This is a genomic window from Mycobacterium sp. UM_11 (assembly GCF_001414075.1).
Taxonomy (GTDB): domain Bacteria; phylum Actinomycetota; class Actinomycetes; order Mycobacteriales; family Mycobacteriaceae; genus Mycobacterium.
This window is the reverse complement of the sequence record NZ_LATC01000059.1, coordinates 14,162-32,039: the sequence shown is the minus strand read 5'-3', so window position 1 is coordinate 32,039 and position 17,878 is coordinate 14,162. Positions and strand designations below refer to the sequence as shown.

17 protein-coding genes are annotated in these 17,878 nt (G+C 70.0%); 5 read left to right on the top strand and 12 right to left on the bottom strand.

What is annotated here, in order from left to right; all coding sequences use genetic code 11:
* The 8 genes from carB to WU80_RS15765 all read right to left on the bottom strand — a co-directional run.
* A partial coding sequence (gene carB, locus WU80_RS15800; protein WP_055405785.1) for a carbamoyl-phosphate synthase large subunit occupies positions 1 to 3,189 on the bottom strand: 3,189 nt, incomplete at its 3' end.
* Complete coding sequence (gene carA / locus WU80_RS15795; RefSeq protein WP_055403701.1) at positions 3,189 to 4,322, bottom strand: glutamine-hydrolyzing carbamoyl-phosphate synthase small subunit; 1,134 nt, start codon at positions 4,320 to 4,322, stop codon at positions 3,189 to 3,191. The genes carA and carB, both read right to left, overlap by 1 nt.
* Positions 4,319 to 4,828 carry a hypothetical protein gene (locus tag WU80_RS15790; RefSeq protein ID WP_055403704.1) on the bottom strand — a complete coding sequence of 170 codons (510 nt, stop codon included), beginning with the start codon at positions 4,826 to 4,828 and terminating at the stop codon, positions 4,319 to 4,321. The genes carA and WU80_RS15790 overlap by 4 nt, the downstream gene beginning before the upstream one ends.
* The gene (locus WU80_RS15785; RefSeq protein WP_055403700.1) at positions 4,825 to 6,129 is read right to left on the bottom strand and encodes a dihydroorotase; all 1,305 of its coding nucleotides are present in this window, start codon (positions 6,127 to 6,129) and stop codon (positions 4,825 to 4,827) included. Before WU80_RS15785 ends, WU80_RS15790 begins: the two co-directional genes overlap by 4 nt.
* Positions 6,126 to 7,070, bottom strand: a complete 945-nt coding sequence (locus WU80_RS15780) for an aspartate carbamoyltransferase catalytic subunit (protein WP_055403699.1) — start codon at positions 7,068 to 7,070, stop codon at positions 6,126 to 6,128. Before WU80_RS15780 ends, WU80_RS15785 begins: the two co-directional genes overlap by 4 nt.
* Positions 7,067 to 7,639, bottom strand: coding sequence for a bifunctional pyr operon transcriptional regulator/uracil phosphoribosyltransferase PyrR (pyrR, locus tag WU80_RS15775; protein WP_055403698.1), 573 nt, complete (start codon positions 7,637 to 7,639; stop codon positions 7,067 to 7,069). Before pyrR ends, WU80_RS15780 begins: the two co-directional genes overlap by 4 nt.
* Positions 7,640 to 7,788: 149 nt before the next feature.
* Positions 7,789 to 8,214, bottom strand: coding sequence for a cellulose-binding domain-containing protein (locus WU80_RS15770; RefSeq protein WP_055403697.1), 426 nt, complete (start codon positions 8,212 to 8,214; stop codon positions 7,789 to 7,791).
* A 133-nt stretch (positions 8,215 to 8,347) separates the two neighbouring features.
* On the bottom strand, positions 8,348 to 8,734 hold the full coding sequence (locus tag WU80_RS15765) for a hypothetical protein (protein ID WP_055403696.1): 387 nt from the start codon (positions 8,732 to 8,734) through the stop codon (positions 8,348 to 8,350).
* 291 nt (positions 8,735 to 9,025) lie between these two features.
* Here WU80_RS15765 and WU80_RS15760 point away from each other — a divergent pair, with 291 nt between their 5' ends.
* The 5 genes from WU80_RS15760 (at position 9,026) to WU80_RS15740 (ending at position 12,189) form a co-directional block, all read left to right on the top strand.
* Positions 9,026 to 9,478, top strand: a complete 453-nt coding sequence (locus WU80_RS15760) for a hypothetical protein (RefSeq protein WP_068222696.1) — start codon at positions 9,026 to 9,028, stop codon at positions 9,476 to 9,478.
* An 81-nt stretch (positions 9,479 to 9,559) separates the two neighbouring features.
* Complete coding sequence (locus WU80_RS15755) at positions 9,560 to 9,997, top strand: helix-turn-helix domain-containing protein (protein WP_055403694.1); 438 nt, start codon at positions 9,560 to 9,562, stop codon at positions 9,995 to 9,997.
* Between the two features lie 71 nt (positions 9,998 to 10,068).
* The gene (locus WU80_RS15750; RefSeq protein ID WP_055403703.1) at positions 10,069 to 10,434 is read left to right on the top strand and encodes an STAS domain-containing protein; all 366 of its coding nucleotides are present in this window, start codon (positions 10,069 to 10,071) and stop codon (positions 10,432 to 10,434) included.
* Positions 10,435 to 10,439: 5 nt separating this feature from the next.
* Positions 10,440 to 11,645 (top strand): serine hydrolase, encoded by a 1,206-nt coding sequence (locus WU80_RS15745; RefSeq protein WP_055403693.1) that lies wholly within the window; start codon positions 10,440 to 10,442, stop codon positions 11,643 to 11,645.
* Between the two features lie 4 nt (positions 11,646 to 11,649).
* Entirely contained in the window at positions 11,650 to 12,189 is a 540-nt protein-coding gene (locus WU80_RS15740) for a GNAT family N-acetyltransferase (protein WP_055403692.1), read from the top strand.
* Between the two features lie 13 nt (positions 12,190 to 12,202).
* On the opposite strand, the gene WU80_RS15735 is transcribed toward WU80_RS15740, so the two are convergent.
* The 4 genes from WU80_RS15735 to WU80_RS15720 are packed head-to-tail and all read right to left on the bottom strand — an operon-like array spanning position 12,203 to position 17,875.
* On the bottom strand, positions 12,203 to 14,902 hold the full coding sequence (locus tag WU80_RS15735; protein ID WP_055403691.1) for a fumarate reductase/succinate dehydrogenase flavoprotein subunit: 2,700 nt from the start codon (positions 14,900 to 14,902) through the stop codon (positions 12,203 to 12,205).
* Positions 14,899 to 15,636, bottom strand: a complete 738-nt coding sequence (locus WU80_RS15730) for an ABC transporter ATP-binding protein (RefSeq protein WP_055403690.1) — start codon at positions 15,634 to 15,636, stop codon at positions 14,899 to 14,901. Before WU80_RS15730 ends, WU80_RS15735 begins: the two co-directional genes overlap by 4 nt.
* Positions 15,633 to 16,490 carry an ABC transporter permease gene (locus WU80_RS15725; RefSeq protein WP_055403689.1) on the bottom strand — a complete coding sequence of 286 codons (858 nt, stop codon included), beginning with the start codon at positions 16,488 to 16,490 and terminating at the stop codon, positions 15,633 to 15,635. Before WU80_RS15725 ends, WU80_RS15730 begins: the two co-directional genes overlap by 4 nt.
* Positions 16,487 to 17,875, bottom strand: coding sequence for an ABC transporter substrate-binding protein (locus WU80_RS15720; RefSeq protein WP_055403688.1), 1,389 nt, complete (start codon positions 17,873 to 17,875; stop codon positions 16,487 to 16,489). The genes WU80_RS15725 and WU80_RS15720 overlap by 4 nt, the downstream gene beginning before the upstream one ends.
* Positions 17,876 to 17,878: the final 3 nt, after the last annotated feature.

Sequence of the window (17,878 nt, the reverse complement as noted above, 5' to 3'; positions counted from 1 at the left end):
AGATGTGTATAAGAGACAGCCGGAGTTGCCGTAGGGCGTGTTGATCACCATGTCGATTTCGCCGGCCTTGATCGCGTCCACGGCGGACATCGCGGGTCGCCCGTCGCCCGGCGGCTCGAAGTGCTTGCGGACCTCATCGCAGGGAATCCCGTTGCGCCGCAACATCTCCGCCGTGCCCTCGGTGGCCAGCACCCGGAAGCCCAGGTCGGCCAGGCGCTTGACCGGGAACACCAGCGACCGCTTGTCCCGGTTGGCGACCGAGACGAAGATGGTGCCCTCGGCGGGCAGCGACCCGTAGGCGGCGGTCTGGCTCTTGGCGAAGGCGCTGCCGAAGTCGCGGTCGATGCCCATCACCTCGCCGGTCGATTTCATCTCCGGACCCAGCAGCGAATCGATGGCGGCCCCGTCGGTGCGCCGGAAGCGGTGGAACGGCAGCACGGCCTCCTTGACCGCGATCGGGGCGTTCTGGGCCGCGTGGGCGCCGTCCCCGGCGGCCGCCAGCATGCCCTCGGCGCGCAGCTGGGGAATGTTGGCGCCCAACATGATCCGGGCGCACGCCTTGGCCAGCGGGATCGCGGTGGCCTTGGACACGAAGGGAACCGTGCGGCTGGCACGCGGGTTGGCCTCCAAGACATAGAGCACGTCGTCCTTGAGGGCGTACTGCACGTTGAGCAGCCCGATCACGCCGATGCCGTGGGCGATGGCCTCGGTGGCGTGGCGCACCTTCTCGATGTCGCTGCGGCCCAACGTGACCGGCGGCAGCGCGCACGCCGAGTCGCCGGAATGGATGCCCGCTTCCTCGATGTGCTCCATGATGCCGCCGATGTAGACCTCGCTGCCGTCGCACAACGCGTCGACGTCGATCTCCACCGCGTCCTCCAGGAAGCGGTCGACCAGCACCGGGTGCTCGGGCGACAGTTCGGTGGCCCGGGTGATGTAGCCCTCCAGTGTCTCCTCGTCGTAGACGATCTCCATGCCGCGACCACCCAGCACGTACGACGGCCGCACCAGCACCGGGTAGCCGATGTCCTCGGCGATCCGGCGGGCCTGCGCGAAAGTCGTTGCCATGCCGTACTTCGGCGCCGGCAATCCGGCGCCGGTCAGCACGTCGCCGAAGGCCCCGCGGTCTTCGGCCAGGTCGATCGCCTCCGGCGGGGTGCCCACGATCGGGACCCCGGCGTCGGCCAGGCGCTGCGCCAGCCCGAGGGGCGTCTGCCCGCCCAGTTGCACGATGACCCCGACCACCCCCGGTCCCGCGCCGGCCGACTGCTGTTCGGCGTGGAAGACCTCGAGGACGTCCTCGAAGGTCAGCGGCTCGAAGTACAGCCGGTCGGCGGTGTCGTAGTCGGTGGACACCGTCTCCGGGTTGCAGTTGACCATGACGGTTTCAAAACCGGCCTGGCTCAACGTGGTTGCGGCGTGCACGCAGCTGTAGTCGAATTCGATGCCCTGGCCGATCCGGTTGGGTCCCGACCCGAGGATCAGTACCTTGGGCCGCTCGGCTTGCGGCGCCACCTCCGTCTCGGCGGCGGGGTCGAGTTCGTAGCTGCTGTAGTGGTAGGGCGTCTTGGCCTCGAACTCGGCCGCGCAGGTGTCCACGGTCTTGTACACCGGGTGGACGCCGAGGCGCTCGCGCAGCGAGCGGACGCCGTTCTCCCCCGCCAATTCCGGCCGCAGCGCGGCGATCTGGCGGTCCGACAGCCCGCTGTGTTTGGCCCGCCGCAGCAGGTCGATGTCGAGCACCGGGGAGTCCACCAGCTCGGCGCGCAGCTTGCCCAGCTCGCCGATCTGGGCCAGGAACCACGGGTCGACGCCGCTGGCCTCCGCGACCTGCTCGATCGACGCGCCCAGCCGCAGCGCCAGCTCGATGTCGTAGAGCCGACCCTCGGTCGGGGTGCGCAGCCGGTCGAGCACCTCGCCGACGTCCCCGTCCGGGTCGGGCTTGGTCCAAAACCCCGCGCGCGTGGTTTCCAGCGATCGCATCACCTTGCCGAGCGCCTCGATGAAGTTGCGGCCCAACGACATCGCCTCGCCGACGGACTTCATCGTGGTGGTCAGGCTGGGGTCGGCCCCGGGAAACTTCTCGAACGCGAACCGCGGCGCCTTGACGACGACATAGTCGAGGGTGGGCTCGAAGCAGGCCGGCGTTTCCTTGGTGATGTCGTTGACGATCTCGTCGAGGCTGTACCCGATGGCCAGCTTCGCGGCGATCTTGGCGATCGGGAAGCCGGTCGCCTTCGAGGCCAGCGCGCTGGACCGGGACACCCGCGGGTTCATCTCGATGACGATCAGCCGGCCGTCGGCAGGGTTGATCGCGAACTGGATGTTGCAGCCGCCGGTGTCCACCCCGACCTCGCGCAGGATCGCGATGCCCAGGTCGCGCATCCGCTGGTATTCGCGGTCGGTGAGGGTCATGGCGGGCGCGACGGTGACCGAGTCACCGGTGTGCACGCCCATCGGGTCGAAGTTCTCGATCGAGCACACCACGACCACGTTGTCGTTGCCGTCGCGCATCAGCTCGAGCTCGAATTCCTTCCAGCCGTAGATCGATTCCTCGATCAGCACGTTGGCGCTGGGGCTTTCGGCCAGGCCGGCGCCGGCCATCCGGTCGACCTCCTCGACGGATCGCGCCATGCCCGACCCCAGCCCGCCCATGGTGAAGCTGGGCCGCACCACCACCGGCAGCCCGAGCTCCTCGACCGTCTCGCGTACCTCTTCCATGGTGAAACACACGCGGCTGCGGGCGGATTCACCGCCCACCTTGGCCACGATGTCCTTGAACATCTGCCGGTCCTCGCCGCGCTGGATGGCGTCGATGTCCGCCCCGATCAGCTCGACACCGTGGCGCTCCAGCGCCCCGTTCTCGAACAGCGCGACCGCGGTGTTGAGCGCCGTCTGCCCGCCCAGCGTGGCCAGCAGCGCGTCGATCTTGTTGCCGCGCTCGGCCTGCTGGGCGATCACCCGCTCGACGAACGCCGGGGTGATGGGCTCGACGTAGGTGTGGTCGGCGTACTCGGGGTCGGTCATGATGGTGGCCGGGTTGGAATTGATCAGGCTGACCTGCAGCCCCTCCGCCCGCAGCACCCGGCAGGCCTGGGTGCCCGAGTAGTCGAACTCGGCGGCCTGGCCGATCACGATCGGCCCCGAGCCGATCACCAGCACGTGGTTGAGGTCGGTGCGACGTGGCACTAGCGGCCCCTTCCGCTTTCTCGGGAAGCCATCAGGTCGATGAATTGGTCGAACAGGTATTCCGCGTCATGCGGACCGGCGGCGGCCTCCGGGTGATACTGCACCGAGAACGCCCGGCCGTCAGCGAGTTTCACGCCCTCGACCACCCCGTCGTTGGCGCACGTGTGGCTGACGACGGCCGCGCCGAACGGCGTGTCGAAGGACTGGCCCGCCTCGCCCTCCAGGGCGAAGCCGTGGTTCTGGGCGGTGACCGCCACCCGCCCGGTGGCGTGGTCCATCACCGGGATGTTGATGCCGCGGTGCCCGAAGACCATCTTGTAGGTGGACAGCCCCAGCGCCCGGCCCAGGATCTGGTTGCCGAAACAGATGCCGAACAACGGGATCCCGGCCCCCAGCACCTCGCGGGTGAGCGCGACGACGTCATCGGCGGTGGCCGGATCGCCGGGGCCGTTGGACAGGAACACCCCGTCGGGGGCGATGTCGGCGATCTGGTCGAACGTGGTCGACGACGGCAACACGTGGCTGCGGACGCCGCGGCGGGCGAAGTTGCGCGGGGTGTTGGTCTTGATCCCCAGGTCCAGCGCGACCACCGTGAACCGTTGCGGCCCTTCGGGTTCCACGATGTAGTGCTCCGGCGTGCTGACCTCGCCGGCGAGATCGGCGCCCAGCATCGACTGCTGGCCCCGCACCCGCTCTACCAGCTCGGCCGGGTCGGCGAGCGCGTCGCCGGAGAACACCCCGGCCTTCATCGAGCCGCGGGTGCGCAGGTGGCGCACGACCGCCCGGGTGTCGATACCGGCGATCCCGACGATGTGCTGGCGCACCAGCTCGCCCTCCAGGGTGCCGGTGGCGCGCCAGTTGGAGGCGCGCGGCGACGGGTCGCGCACCGCGTAGCCGGCGACCCAGATCTTGTCGCCCCGGCTCTCGGCGTCCTCGGTGTTCCAGCCGGTGTTGCCGATCTGCGGCGCGGTGGCCACCACGATCTGGCGGTGGTAGCTGGGGTCGGTCAACGTCTCCTGGTAGCCGGACATGCCGGTGGAAAACACGGCCTCGCCGAGCGTTTGGCCGACCTTGCCGAACGGCGTGCCGGTGAAGACGCGGCCGTCCTCGAGTACCAGTACTGCTTTAGTCACGCGGCTCCCTCCTGCTGGGATTCCAGCCAGGCGTCATATTCGTCGCGGTGGTTGGCCCGAAAGCCGGTATCGATCTCGGCGCCCGACGGCAGCCGCCACCGAATCGCCAATATCCCGATCCGGGCCACCGCCCTGCCGCCCATGCTGCGCTCCATCCGGATGCCGGTAATCGATTCTTTCGGAATCCAAATCGGTTGGGCGCGTAAGCGTTCCACCATTATTCCGCCGGCATAGCGGGTCAGCACCCCCTTGCTGCGGAAACCGAGATCGCCGGCCGCGATCCGCTCGTGCCAGCCCGGCGCCAGCATGGAACCGCAGTAGTGTCCGCGGGTGGTGATCAGGGCCGCGCCCACCTGGTCGGGAATGTCGGGCAGGTCGCCGATCAGTTCATCCTGCCGCTCCGAGCGCCGCCGCCAGCTGCGCATCATCAGCTGGATCACCACCGCGATCACCACCACCAGCACGGCCGCGAAGATCAGCGATCCCACCAGCGTGCCTGAATTCATGCCGGGCACTTCCCGTCTCGAGCGGTGAGCTTGCCGCGCAGCATCGTCGCTGTCACCGTGGCCGGCAGGGTCATCGACTCGAACGGCGTGTTCGCCGACCGGCTGGCCAGATCGGAGCCGGCGACGGTCCAGGTGGCCTCTGGGTCCACCACCGTCAGGTTGGCCGGCTCCCCCACCTCCAGCGGGCGGCCGTGATCGGGCAGGCCGACGATCCGCGCCGGGTTCTCGCTCATCACCCGGGCGACGTCGCGCCAGCTCAACAGGCCCGGCGTCACCATCGTCTGGACCACGACGGACAGGGCGGTCTGCAGGCCCAGCATGCCGGGACGCGCCGCGGCGAACTCAACGCACTTCTCGTGCTCTGCGTGCGGGGCGTGATCGGTGGCCACGCAGTCGATGACGCCGTCGGCCAGCGCCTGCCGCAGCGCCTCGGCGTCGGCGGCCTCGCGCAGCGGCGGGTTGACCCGATTCACCCCGTCGTAGCTGGCCAGCCGGCCGTCGTCGAGCAGCAGGTGGTGCGGGGTGACCTCGGCGGTGATCGAGATGCCTTGTCCCTTGGCCCATTTCAGGAGCTCGACGGTGCCGGCGGTGGATGCGTGGCAGATGTGGATGCGGGCGCCGGCGTCGCGGGCCAGCAGCGCGTCGCGGGCGACGATCGATTCCTCGGCGGCCCGCGGCCAGCCCGACAGTCCCAGCCGGGCGGCGTTGGGCCCCTCGTGGGCGACGGCGCCGACGGTCAGCCGGGGCTCCTCGGCGTGCTGGGCGATCAACACGCCCAGGCCGGTGGCGTACTCGAGGGCGCGGCGCATCACCAGCGGGTCGTGCACGCAGACGCCGTCGTCGGAGAACATCCGCACCTGTGCGGCACCGGCCGCCATCATGCCCATCTCGGTCAGCTCGACCCCGCCCAGCCCGACGGTGACGGCGCCGACGGGGTGCACGTCGACCAGCCCCACCTGCTGGCCGCGGTGCCAGACGTGGTCGGTCACCACCGGGCTGTCGGCGACCGGATTGGTGTTGGCCATCGCGAACACCGCGGTGTACCCGCCCAAAGCCGCTGCGGCCGAGCCGGTTTCGATGTCCTCGGCGTATTCGCGGCCCGGCTCGCGCAGGTGGGTGTGCAGGTCGACGAACCCGGGCAGCAGCACCTGGCCGGTGGCGTCGATGACGTCCAGGTCTTTTTCGAGCCCTCCGGCCCCGTCGAGCCCGGCGCCGATGCCGGCGATCTGGCCGTCATCGACCAGGACGTCGACGCGATCCCCCTCGCCGTACAACCGGACCCCGCGGATGAGCACGCTCACGCTGCGATCTCCTCTGCCCCCACCAGCACATGGAACAGCACCGCCATCCGCACGTGCACGCCGTTCGAAACCTGTTGCAGCACCGCCGATTGCGACGAGTCGGCGACCGAGGAGGCGATCTCCATGCCGCGCAGCATCGGACCCGGGTGCAACACCACGGCATGGCCGGGCAGCATGGCCTGACGGCGATCGGAAAGCCCGTAGCGGGACGAGTATTCGCGCACCGACGGGAAGAAGCCGCCGTTCATCCGCTCGGCCTGCACGCGCAGCATCAGCACCGCGTCGGCGGCGGGCAGCTCGGCGTCGAAGTCGTTCGAGACGGTGACCGGCCAGCCCTCGACGCCGACCGGCAACAGCGTGGGCGGCGCCACCAGCACCACCTCGGCGCCCAGCGTGTGCAACAGCATGACGTTGGAGCGGGCCACCCGGCTGTGCAGGATGTCGCCGACGATCACGATGCGCCGGCCCTCGATGCCGCCGAGGCGCTGACGGATGGTGAGCGCGTCGAGCAGCGCCTGCGTCGGATGTTCGTGCGTGCCGTCGCCGGCGTTGATCACCGAGGGACCGTCGTTGGCGCTGCCGGTCCATTCGGCCAGCAGGTGCGCGGCGCCCGAGGCCGGGTGCCGGATGATCAGCGCGTCGGCGCCGGCCGCGCGCAGCGTCAACGCGGTGTCGCGCAGCGACTCGCCCTTGCCGACCGACGATCCGGCCGCGCTGACGTTGATCACGTCGGCGCTCATCCACTTGCCCGCGACCTCGAATGACACCCGGGTGCGGGTGGAGTTCTCGTAGAACATCGTGATGACGGTGCGGCCGCGCAGGGTCGGCAGCTTCTTGATCTCGCGGCCGACCAGGGCCTGGGCGAACCGGTCGGCGTCGTCGAGGATGGCGGTCGCGTCGTCGCGGGTCAGGTCGCCGGCGGCGAGCAGGTGCCGCGTCATCGGGAGATCACCACCGCGTCGCGGCCGTCCTGCTCGCTCAGCAGCACGTGCACGCTCTCGCTGCGGGAGGTGGGGACGTTCTTGCCGACGTAGTCGGCGCGCAGCGGCAGTTCGCGGTGGCCCCGATCGACCAGCACCGCCAGCTGCACCACCCGCGGGCGGCCGACGTCGCGCAGCGCGTCCAGCGCGGAGCGCACCGATCGCCCGGAGTACAGCACGTCGTCGATGAGGATCACCAGCGCGTCGTCGATGCCGCCGACCGGAATCGAGGTGGCTTCCAGCGGCCGCGGCGGCTTCTGCATGAGGTCGTCGCGGTAGAGGGTGATGTCGAGGGCGCCGTGGCCGACTTCCACCCCGCTGTACTCGGCGATGTTGGTGGCCAGCCGCCCGGCCAGGGTGACGCCGCGCGTCGGGATGCCCAACAGGACCACCCGCGGCGCGTCCGGTGAGTCCAGCGCGGTCTTTTCGATGATCTGATGTGCGATGCGGGAAATGGTGCGACCGACGTCGGCCGCCGACATCAGTTCCCGGGCTCCGCGGTCCACGCCGCTCTCACCCACAGCACCCATGCGAGACTTGACCTCCTTCTCCGCCTCGCCGGACGGATCGTTAAAGGATGTCGACTGCCCGGCAGCGTAGCACTTATCTCACGCGGGGTCGGATGCGAGGCACGCGCGCGCCGGTGGCGCCGTGCGTCCCGCCGCGAGGGCGCCCAGGGCTAGGTGCAGGGGATCTGGCCGTTGAGCACGCAATTCGACGGCGGCGTGAAGGAACCGATCACCACGCCCCGTAGGCCACCGGTGGCCGAACCACCGGGGGGAATGCTGCGATTCCAGTTGGCGGGGGTGAGCACGTAGTGCGTGCCCGATTGGGTGATGGTGCTGTTCCACGTGTGCAGGACGGATTGCCCCGCCGGCATGTCGAAGTCGATGCGCCAATCGGTGAGCGGCACCATGCTCGCGTTGGTGACCGCGAAGTTGGCGATGAAACCGGTCTGCCACGCGTGCTCGACCGACAACGTCGCCGAGGCCGCGGCCGCCTGGGCCGCGGGGGCGACGGCGAGCCCCGTGGCGACCAGCAACGCCGACACGGTGACGGGTAGCGCCGCGCGCCAGCGCTGCACGCGATTCATCAGTGCGGCCATGGCAGCCACATTAGGGGCGTACCGGCGGCCCGGGCCCTCGCGCCGGGGGCACGCTGCAGGACCTTTGCCCAACCGAAACCGTCGCGAAATTTTGGCCCCGATGCCCGACGACTCGCCGGCCGGTGACCCGCGCTCAGCTATCGGCCCTCTCGGCTGCCGGCGGGCCGTCCTGATCGGTCGCCGTGGCCGCCGCCGCCTGGTGGCGGATCGCATCGGCGAACCTGGCGGCGTGCCGCGCACGCAGGTTGTGGACGCTCATGAGCACGGAGATGCCCCGATCGACTTCCTCGAGCTGCTGAACCTTCGACCTAATTTCCTTGTCGAGCGCTTCCACCTCGGTCCGCAACTCGGCGATCTGGAGCGCGATCTCGTTGATCCGCCGCGCCACCAGGACACGGTGTGCGCGCAGGTGCGACAGGGCGTCCAAATCGGCCGACTCCGGGGTCTTGCGGTCTTTCATGATGGGGAGCTCCTGATCCCGCCTCCCTCGGACGGCGGCGCGGCCGCGGATCTGCGTCATGGCGGTTTCCCTGGGATTGCGTGGTGATCGCTGAAGATGACGCCGAGCCGCGCCTGGTTCCCCCCGGGGAACCCATCCAGGACGCGGTCGACGTGAGGGCAACTCTAGGAATTAAACAGATAATATGTCAATAATACGGAATTAATTTCCGTTATGATCTGGCTCACAGCCTCCTCGGGCCCCGCTCGGCCCGCGGCGTGCGGTTTGCGCGGCAATCGAGGAGTTCGCGGAACGTGTCCCCATGGTTGATGGGAGACTGGGCCCATCCATTCGGCGGTGCGGGAGGCGGCCATGACGACGGTGTACGTGGTCTCTGCGGGGAGCGGCGACACCTATCACATCGAGCGGGTTTACCTCGACCGCGACGAGGCGTACGGGTTCGCCCGCGACTACAACGGCATGGCCCCGAATCAGCAGCTCCAAGTCGAGGAATGGGAAACGGGCGCCCCGCCCGGCGCCTACGACGGCCCGTACTGGCGGGCCGAGTGGTGGGCGCGTGTCCCGATCAGCAAGCGCCGCGGTCAGCTCCGCCATACCCGGGAGGGCGAACGCTTCGACGACTTCGACATCCGCCAGGAGTGGTGGACCGGCGACGCCTTGCCCGATGCGAAGCTGGTGCGCCGCGAGCTGGCCGGCGTGCCGCGAGTCGAGGTGGTCGGCGTGTCACGCGAGAAGGTCGAGGAGTTGTTCTGGGACACGATTACCCAGGTCAGGTCCGATTTGGCCGGGGTACCGAGGAAATAGTTTCCGCTATCCGTGCAACGAGTAGAAAAATTTTCGCGCCGTTAGTCGACATTGCCGATGGCGATGCGCCATGATCGCCCCATGGACCGGCACGCTCTGAACCGGCTCGGCCACCACATCGTGAGCCGCCGCGTCGCGCTCGGCTACCGCAACCGCACCGACTTCGCCGACAGCCTGCAGTTCACGGTGCGCACCCTGTCCGACATCGAAAACGGCGTGCGCAGAGCCAGCCCGGGCACCTACGCCATGCTGGAAAACAAGCTGGGCTGGGCGCCGGGCAGCGTCGACACCATCCTCGCCGGCGGAGAGCCAAGAGAACTGGTGGTCAAGCTGCCCCGGGAGCCCGGACCCCGGTACCAGACGTCGCCGTCGGACGCTCTCGCCCGCGCCTCGACCGAGGAGCTGCTGCTGGAGTTGCGACGGCGCATCGTTAGGCCTCACGACCGGCAGTCCCCCGGCTGGGACGATTGGGGTGACGACGGCCTGGAACCACACGGCTCGTGGGTCGAGCGCGGTTAGCGGGTCGGACCCCGGGCGTGATGTTTCGGACCGGGTGTCGGCCACCGCGGAGAAGCCAGTAGGTTCGGGTGGTGAGCGAGGAGTTCTGGGTTAACCGCCGCGACGCCGGGGACGCGGTGGTGTTGCAGGTCAGCGGCGTGGTCGACATCATCACCGCGCCCTCGCTCGCCACCCACATCGACGTCGCGCTGGCCGGCACGCCCGCGGTGCTGGTCATCGACCTCACCGAAGTCGATTTCCTATCGTCCGCGGGCATCACCGTGCTGGTCGAGGTGCATCGCCTGACCGAGAACAGCCCGACGTCATTGCGGGTGGCGGCCGACGGCTCGGCCACCAGCCGGCCGCTGCGGATCGTGGGCCTCGACGAGTTCATCGACCTCTACCCGACCGTGGACGAAGCCTTGGCCGGAGCTCCCCCGGGCCCGACGCTAACCTGATTCGGGTGAATCTCGACGCCAACGCGGCCTCCATCCGCGAAGTCTGCGACGCGGGCCTGCTCGCCGGTGCGCTGACGGTGGTGTGGCAGCGCGGAGAAGTGTTGCAGGTCAACGAGATCGGCTATCGCGATGTGGACGCGGGCCTGCCGATGCGGCGGGACACACTGTTCCGGATCGCGTCGATGACCAAGCCGGTCACCGTCGCGGCCGTGATGAGCCTGGTGGATGAGGGCAAGCTCACGCTGAAAGACCCCGTCGTGCGCTGGGCGCCGGAGCTGGCCGAACTGCGGGTGCTCGACGACCCGCGCGGCCCGCTGGACCGGACCCATCCGGCGCGGCGCGCCATCCTGATCGAGGACCTGCTCACCCACACCAGCGGCATGGCCTACGGGTTCTCGGTGTCCGGGCCGATCGCCAAGGCCTACGTGCGGCTGCCCTTCAACCAGGGCCCCGACGCGTGGCTGGCCGAGCTGGCCAAGCTGCCGCTCGTGCACCAGCCCGGCGACCGCCTCACCTACAGCCACTCCATCGACCTGCTGGGCGTCATCGCGTCGCGGATCGAGGACAAGCCGTTCCACGAGGTTCTCGACGAACGGGTGTTGGGCCCGGTGGGCATGCCCGACACCGGGTTCTTCGCCTCCCCCGAGACCCGCCGCCGCGCCGCGACCATGTACCGGCTCGACGAACGGGGGCAACTGCACCACGACGTGATGGGCCCGCCCCACATCAAGCCGCCCTCCTTCCCCAACGCGGGCGGCGGGTTGTGGTCGACGGCCGACGACTACCTGCGGTTCGTGCGCATGCTGCTCGGCGACGGAACGATCGACGGCGTGCGGGTGCTCTCGCCCGAGTCCGCCCGCCTGATGCGCACCGACCGGCTCACCGACGAGCAGAAGCGCCACGACTTCCTGGGGGCGCCCTACTGGGTGGGCCGCGGCTTCGGGCTGAACCTGTCGGTGGTGACCGACCCGGCGAGGTCGGCGCCGCTGTTCGGGCCCGGCGGGCTCGGGACGTTCAGCTGGCCGGGCGCCTACGGGACGTGGTGGCAGGCCGACCCGACGGCCGACCTGGTCCTGCTGTATCTGGTCCAGAACCTGCCCGACATGTCCGCGGACGTGGCCGCGGCGATCGCCGGCAACACCTCGTTGGCGAAACTCCAATCGGCGCAACCCAAATTCGTCCGCCGCACCTATTCCGCACTCGGCCTCTAGCACCGTGGCCGACTACCCGCCCGATCGCATCACCGGCCCCCGGCTGGTGCTGCGCCGGCCCGTGCTCGACGACGCCGGCGCGCTGTACCAGCGGGTCGCCCGCGATCCCGAGGTCACCAAGTATCTGATGTGGGCGCCGCATCCCGACGTGGCGGCGACGCGGCGGGTGATCACCGAGAAGCTCAACGCCACGCCCGACGAGCGAACCTGGGCGATCGAATTGCGCCACAGCGGCGAGGTGGTCGGCCTCACCAGTTGTCGCCGCCCGGTGCCGCATTCGGTCGAGATCGGGTACTGCCTGGGCCGGCGGTGGTGGGGCAAGGGCTTGATGCGCGAGGTGCTCGAGATGCTGCTCGACGCGCTGGACGGCGACCGGGCCGTGTACCGGGTGTGGGCCACCTGCAACGTCGACAACGAGCGCTCGGCGCGGCTGCTGGAGCGCGCCGGGTTCGTGCTGGAGGGCCGGCTGGCCCGCCACGCCGTCTACCCCAACCTGGGCCCCGAGCCGCAAGACAGCCTGCTCTACGCCAGGATCCTGCGGTGATCCTCGGGAAACCCTAGACCGCCGGCGACCCGCCCTGGTCCAGCGCCCGGCGCGCGTAGGCGCGGACGTCGGCATCGGTGTCCTTCAGCGCGAGACCCAGCGCGTCGCGCGCGGCGGGCTCGCCCGCCCAGCGCGTCAGGCTCAGCACGGCCGCCTTGCGCACGTCGAGATGCGCGTCGGCGAGCGCCTCGGCCAGCGCCGGCACCGCGACGCCGGGTGTGGCGCCCGCCAGGGCCCGCGCCGCGCCCTGGCGCACCTGCCAGGCCGGCGCCCGCAAGGCCGATTCCACGGCGGCGACATTCTCTGGGCCACAGCCTATTTCACCCAAGGCGGCCAGCGCCGCCGCGCGCACCAGCGGGTCCGGGTCGGCGGTCAGCGCGCCGACCGCCTCGGCACCGCCGCGCAGCGTCGCCAGGCCGGCCGCGGCCGCGATCCGGACCTCCCGGCTCTCGTCCCCGGTCGCGGCGACCACCCCGGCCACGTCGTCGACCGACACCAACGCCCGCACGGCCTCGATCCGCACCCGGTGGTCGGGATCGCTCAGCGCGCGGCGGTAATCCTCGGCGTCGCCGACCCGCCGCGCGGCCAGCACGTAGAGAGCGGCCGCGCGCACCACCACGTCGCCGGACTCCAGCCGCGGCTGGACGTCGGCGGGCTCGGGCAACACCTCGACGAGCTCGCGGATCCCGTCGGCGCCGGTGCGGCGCACGGCGGCGTCGGTGTCGTCCAGCGCGGCGATCAGGGCGGGCGCGTAACCGTCGGGGATGTGCTCGGTGAGCGTGGCCACCGCGGTGCGGCGCACCCCCGGATCGGGGTCGACCAGATACGGCCGCAGCCCGGCGATCGTCGGCTCCTCGAGGGCGAGCACCTCGGCGATGCGCGGCGACGGCGGCTCGAACGTCGTTGCGCCCGAGCCGATCCGGGACCGGGTGGTGGTGGGGGCCTGGCCGCCGACCAGCGGCGGCTGCTCCACCCGCTGAACGGTCTGGTCGACGGGCGGCAGGCCGTCCAGTTCCGGGACCGGCACGAAGTACGGCGCGACCGGCCGCTTCAGGAACACCATCCCGCCGTCGGCGTCCTTGCGCAGGTTGAGGTGATAGCCCCACTGACCGTCGTCGCGGCCCGGCAGGTCGGCCCGATCGTGGTAGAGGCCCCAACGGGATTCGGTCCGGGTGAGCGAGGACCGGGCGGCCATCTCGGCGCAGTCCCGGATGAAGGACACCTCGACGGCGCGCATCAGCTCGTGCGGATTGCGCGCACCCATGTCGGCGATCTCGTCTCGCATCCGGTCGAAGGTGCGCACGGCGATGGACAGCTTCGCCGCCGTCTTGGGCGGGGCCACGTAGTCGTTGACGAACCGGCGCAGCTTGTACTCGACCTGAGGTTGGGGTGGCCCGTCGGGATGCCGCAGGGGCCGGTAGATCAGCTCGTGCGCATCGCGCAGCTGGTCGTCCGGGAGTTGTTGTGGCGCATCCACACCCGCGCAGGCGGTCGCCGCGTCGGTGCCGGCGAGGTCGCCGAAGACGAACGCCCCGATCATGTAATTGTGCGGGACGCAGGCCAGGTCGCCGGCGGCATACAGGCCGGGCACCGTCGTGCGAGCGTGCTCGTCGACCCACACCCCCGACGCCGAATGGCCGCTGCACAAACCGATTTCGGAGATGTGCATTTCGATGTCGTGAGTGCGGTAGTCGTGACCGCGGTTGGCGTGGAAGGTGCCACGGGTCGGCCGTTCGGTGGTGTGCAGGATGTTCTCCAGCGCGGTCAGCGTCTCGTCAGGCAGGTGGGAGACCTTGAGGTAGATCGGCCCGCGGGCGGAGTCGATCTCGCTTTTCACCTCGGACATCATCTGACCCGACCAGTAGTCGGAGTCCACGAACCGCTCGCCGTGCGCGTTGACCTGGTAACCCCCGAACGGGTTGGCGACATAGGCGCACGCCGGGCCGTTGTAGTCCTTGATCAACGGATTCACTTGGAAGCACTCGATTCCCGAGAGCTCCGCGCCGGCGTGAAACGCCATCGCGTATCCGTCGCCGGCGTTCGTCGGGTTCTCGTACGTGCCATACAGGTAACCCGACGCCGGCAGCCCCAGCCGCCCGCAGGCGCCGGTGGCCAGGATCACCGCCTTGGCGCCGACCGCGACGAATTCGCCGGTGCGCGTGTGCAGCGCGGCCGCGCCCACCGCGCGTCCATCCTGAACCAGCACCCGCACCGGCATCAGCCGGTTCTCGATGCGGATCCGCTCCCGCATCGAGCGCTGCCGCAGCACCCGGTACAGCGCCTTCTTGACATCCTTGCCCTCCGGCATGGGCAGCACATAGGAGCCGGAGCGGTGCACCCGGCGCACCGCGTATTCGCCGTGCTCGTCCTTCTCGAACTTCACGCCGTAGCGCTCCAGCCGCTGCACCATCGCGAAACCGCGGCTGGCGGTCTGATAGATGGTGCGCTGGTTGACGATTCCGTCGTTGGCGCGGGTGATCTCGGCGACGTAGTCCTCGGGTTCGGCCTTGCCGGGGATGACGGCGTTGTTCACGCCGTCCATTCCCATCGCCAACGCGCCGGAGTGCCGCACGTGTGCCTTTTCGAGCAGCAGCACCTGCGCGCCGTGCTCGGCGGCCGACAGCGCGGCCATGGTGCCGGCCGTGCCGCCGCCGATGACCAGCACGTCGCAGTCGAGGCGGACGGGTGCCGCCGGGTCCGGAATCTCAATCATGCCGCCACCGAATGGTCCAGGGCCGCAATGATTTCGGCGCGCAGCCGGTCCCTGGGGAGTTCGCTGCGCGGATCGGGCACGTCGATCGACGCGCGCAGCGGCTCGCCGGCGCGGCCCAGCACGACGATCCGGTCGCCGAGCGCCAAGGCCTCGTCGACGTCGTGAGTGACGAAGACGATCGTCGTCGGATGCGTGCGCCAGGTGTCGATCAACAGCCGCTGCATGGCGGCCCGGGTCTGGGTGTCCAGCGCGCCGAACGGCTCGTCCATCATCACCGCGCGCGGCGCCCCGGCCAGGCCGCGGGCCAGCTGGACCCGTTGACGCATCCCGCCGGACAGGCTCTTGGGCAGGTAGTGGCCGAAGCCGGCCAGCCCGAGCTCGTCGATCCAGCGCTCCGCCTGCGCGCGCCGGGTGGCGCGCGGTTCGCCGCGCAACCGCAGCGCCAGCTCGATGTTGGACCGCACCGTGCGCCACGGCAGCAGGGCGTTGTCCTGGAAGACCATGCCGCGATCCCGGGAGGTGGCGGTGACCTCGGCCCCGTCGGCGAGCACCCGGCCCTCGTCGGGCCGCAGCAGCCCGGCGAGGGCGCGCAGCAGCGTCGACTTGCCGCAGCCCGACGGACCGGTGAGCACCAGGATCTCCCCCGGGCGCACCGTCAGGCTGAGCCCGTCGATCACCGGGGTCCCCGTGTAGGACAACCGAACTCGGTCCAGTTCGAGACCGACTGCTTTCATCGCGAGCCCTCCTGTGCGCGGGGCAACCACCGGGTCACCCGCCGGCCGACCACTTCCACGGCCGCCGACGTGGCGAAACCGAGGACGCCGATCGTGATGATGCCGACGAACACCTGCGGATAGGCCAGCATCGTGTAGTCCTGCCAGGTGCGGTAGCCGACGCCGAGACGGCCCGAGATCATCTCGGCGGAGATGACACAGATCCAGGCCACCCCCATGCCGACCGATAGCCCACCGAAGACGCCGGGAAGGATGCCCGGCAATACCACCTGGGTCAGCACCTCCCAGCGGCCCCCGCCCAGAGTGCGCACCGAGTCCTCCCACAGAGTGGGCAGCGCGCGCACCGCGTGCCGGGTGCTGACCATGATCGGGAAGTAGGCCGCGAGGAAGGTGATGAACACGATGCCCGCCTCGTCGGTGGGGAACAACAGGATCGCCACCGGCACGATCGCGATCGCGGGAATCGGTCGGGCCAGCTCGGCCAGCGGCCCGAACAGGTCGGCGAACAGCCGGGAGCGGCCCAGCAGTACCCCGGTCGCCACCCCGACCACCGCGGCCAGGCCGAAGCCGGTGAGGATGCGGATCAGCGACTGCGCCAGGTCGAGCCAGTACTCGTACGCGCCGAGCCGGCGCTGCAGCGCGTGCACGATCTGGGTGACGGTGGGCAGCGTGTCGAATCGGAGCAGCAGCCGCACCTTGCCGGCGGTGAGCAACTGCCACAACCCGATTGCGGCCGCGACCGACGCCAGCCGCAGTAGCCGCGACCGCCACGGCGAGGGCAATTGCCGCGGCCGGGTGAGCGTGGGCGTCGAGACGACGCCCAGGACCTGGTCGGCCACCACTTCGGCGGTCATACCGAACCTCCCAATGCCTGTTGATAATTCATGACGACGCCGCCCGGGTGTGCGGCCAGATAGCGCCGCGCCCCGGCCTGGGTGCCGAATGGCAGATAGTTCTGGCCGTCTTTGACCCAGATCGCCTTGTCGGCGAACCATCGGGTGCCGAGCTCGGCGTCGGGGACGTAGGCCGCGCGGACCTTGCCGCCGCGGCCGGTGGCGTCGGCGATCGCCCGCAGCAGCGCGGTGGGGTTGGCGACCGTCTGGGTCGTGTCGGCCCCGTCCAACCACAGCTCGCCGGCCAACGCGGGGTCGCCGGCGAGGGCCGACGGGTTGGTGGTGCGCGCGCGGGTCGCGGCGTAGTCCAGCCCGCGGGCGGCGAACACCGCGCGCAGCGGGTCGTCCACGGCGAACTTCGTGACGTCGAGGTCGGCGAAGTCACCGATCGACTTCAGGTACGGCACATCGCTTTTCAGCGCGTCGACGAGCGACGGCTTGAGCGTGGTGTCGAACGACGTCCCGCCCGGCCCGTTGTAGAGGTACACCACCTCCTGCGGCAGCCCGCTGGCCTGCGCGACGATGCGCGCGGCCTCAAGCGGCTTGTCGTTCAGGAAATCGGTGGCGTCCAGTTGCGCCTGCAGGAACGCCGCCAGCACCTCCGGGTGCGCGGACGCGTACGAGCGCCGCACCACCACACCGTGCAGCGTCGGAAAGTTCAGCTCGGCCCCGTCGTAGAGCAGCTTGGCCTTGCCCTGGTACACCAGCAGCCCCGGCCACGCGACGAACTGCGAAAGCCCGTTCACCTGACCGGATTCCAGCGCGGAGGCGCCCACCTGTGGTTGTTGGTTGAGCACCTCGACTCCGTTGACGCCCGCCTTGGCCAGCGCCCGCACCAGCGTGCCGTGGCCCGCCGAGCCCACGCTGGCCGACACCTTGCTGCCGGCCAGGTCGGCCAGCCCGGTCGCCGACGAATCGGGCGCCACCACCACCATGTTCAGCGCGCCCTTGGGGTTGTAGCCGGTGATCGACACCAGCTCGGTGCGGGCCAGCGGGTTGGCCTGCGTCTTGGAGCCGTTGATCAGCATCGGGTAGTCGCCCATGGAGCCGATGTCGATCTTCTCCGCGAGCATCTGCGCGGTGATCGGGGCACCGGTGTCGTAATCCTGCCATCGCACCGCGTATTTGGTGCCGGTGCGCGCGGTGATGTCGGCGAGCCGGTGCTCCAGGTAGCCCTGCGCGCGCAGCAGCGTGCCGGCGGTGACGGTGTTGATGGTCTTGGACTGGTATCCGACCACGACGTTGACCACGCCGGAGGATTGCGAGAATGATTCCAGCGAGCACCCGGTGGCGAACACGACGACGGTGAACGCCACCGAAAGCAGCCGGAGGGCATGCTTTTCCATGAT

What these genes read in the sequence shown, in the direction of transcription:
- WU80_RS15780 (WP_055403699.1), bottom strand. Translation starts at nt 7,070, where the DNA reads ATGACGCGGCACCTGCTCGCCGCCGGCGACCTGACCCGCGACGACGCG.
- WU80_RS15730 (WP_055403690.1), bottom strand. Translation starts at nt 15,636, where the DNA reads ATGAAAGCAGTCGGTCTCGAACTGGACCGAGTTCGGTTGTCCTACACG.
- pyrR (WP_055403698.1), bottom strand. Translation starts at nt 7,639, where the DNA reads ATGGGTGCTGTGGGTGAGAGCGGCGTGGACCGCGGAGCCCGGGAACTG.
- WU80_RS15760 (WP_068222696.1), top strand. Translation starts at nt 9,026, where the DNA reads ATGACGACGGTGTACGTGGTCTCTGCGGGGAGCGGCGACACCTATCAC.
- WU80_RS15720 (WP_055403688.1), bottom strand. Translation starts at nt 17,875, where the DNA reads ATGGAAAAGCATGCCCTCCGGCTGCTTTCGGTGGCGTTCACCGTCGTC.
- WU80_RS15765 (WP_055403696.1), bottom strand. Translation starts at nt 8,734, where the DNA reads ATGACGCAGATCCGCGGCCGCGCCGCCGTCCGAGGGAGGCGGGATCAG.
- WU80_RS15735 (WP_055403691.1), bottom strand. Translation starts at nt 14,902, where the DNA reads ATGATTGAGATTCCGGACCCGGCGGCACCCGTCCGCCTCGACTGCGAC.
- WU80_RS15790 (WP_055403704.1), bottom strand. Translation starts at nt 4,828, where the DNA reads ATGAATTCAGGCACGCTGGTGGGATCGCTGATCTTCGCGGCCGTGCTG.
- WU80_RS15725 (WP_055403689.1), bottom strand. Translation starts at nt 16,490, where the DNA reads ATGACCGCCGAAGTGGTGGCCGACCAGGTCCTGGGCGTCGTCTCGACG.
- WU80_RS15770 (WP_055403697.1), bottom strand. Translation starts at nt 8,214, where the DNA reads ATGGCCGCACTGATGAATCGCGTGCAGCGCTGGCGCGCGGCGCTACCC.
- WU80_RS15755 (WP_055403694.1), top strand. Translation starts at nt 9,560, where the DNA reads ATGGACCGGCACGCTCTGAACCGGCTCGGCCACCACATCGTGAGCCGC.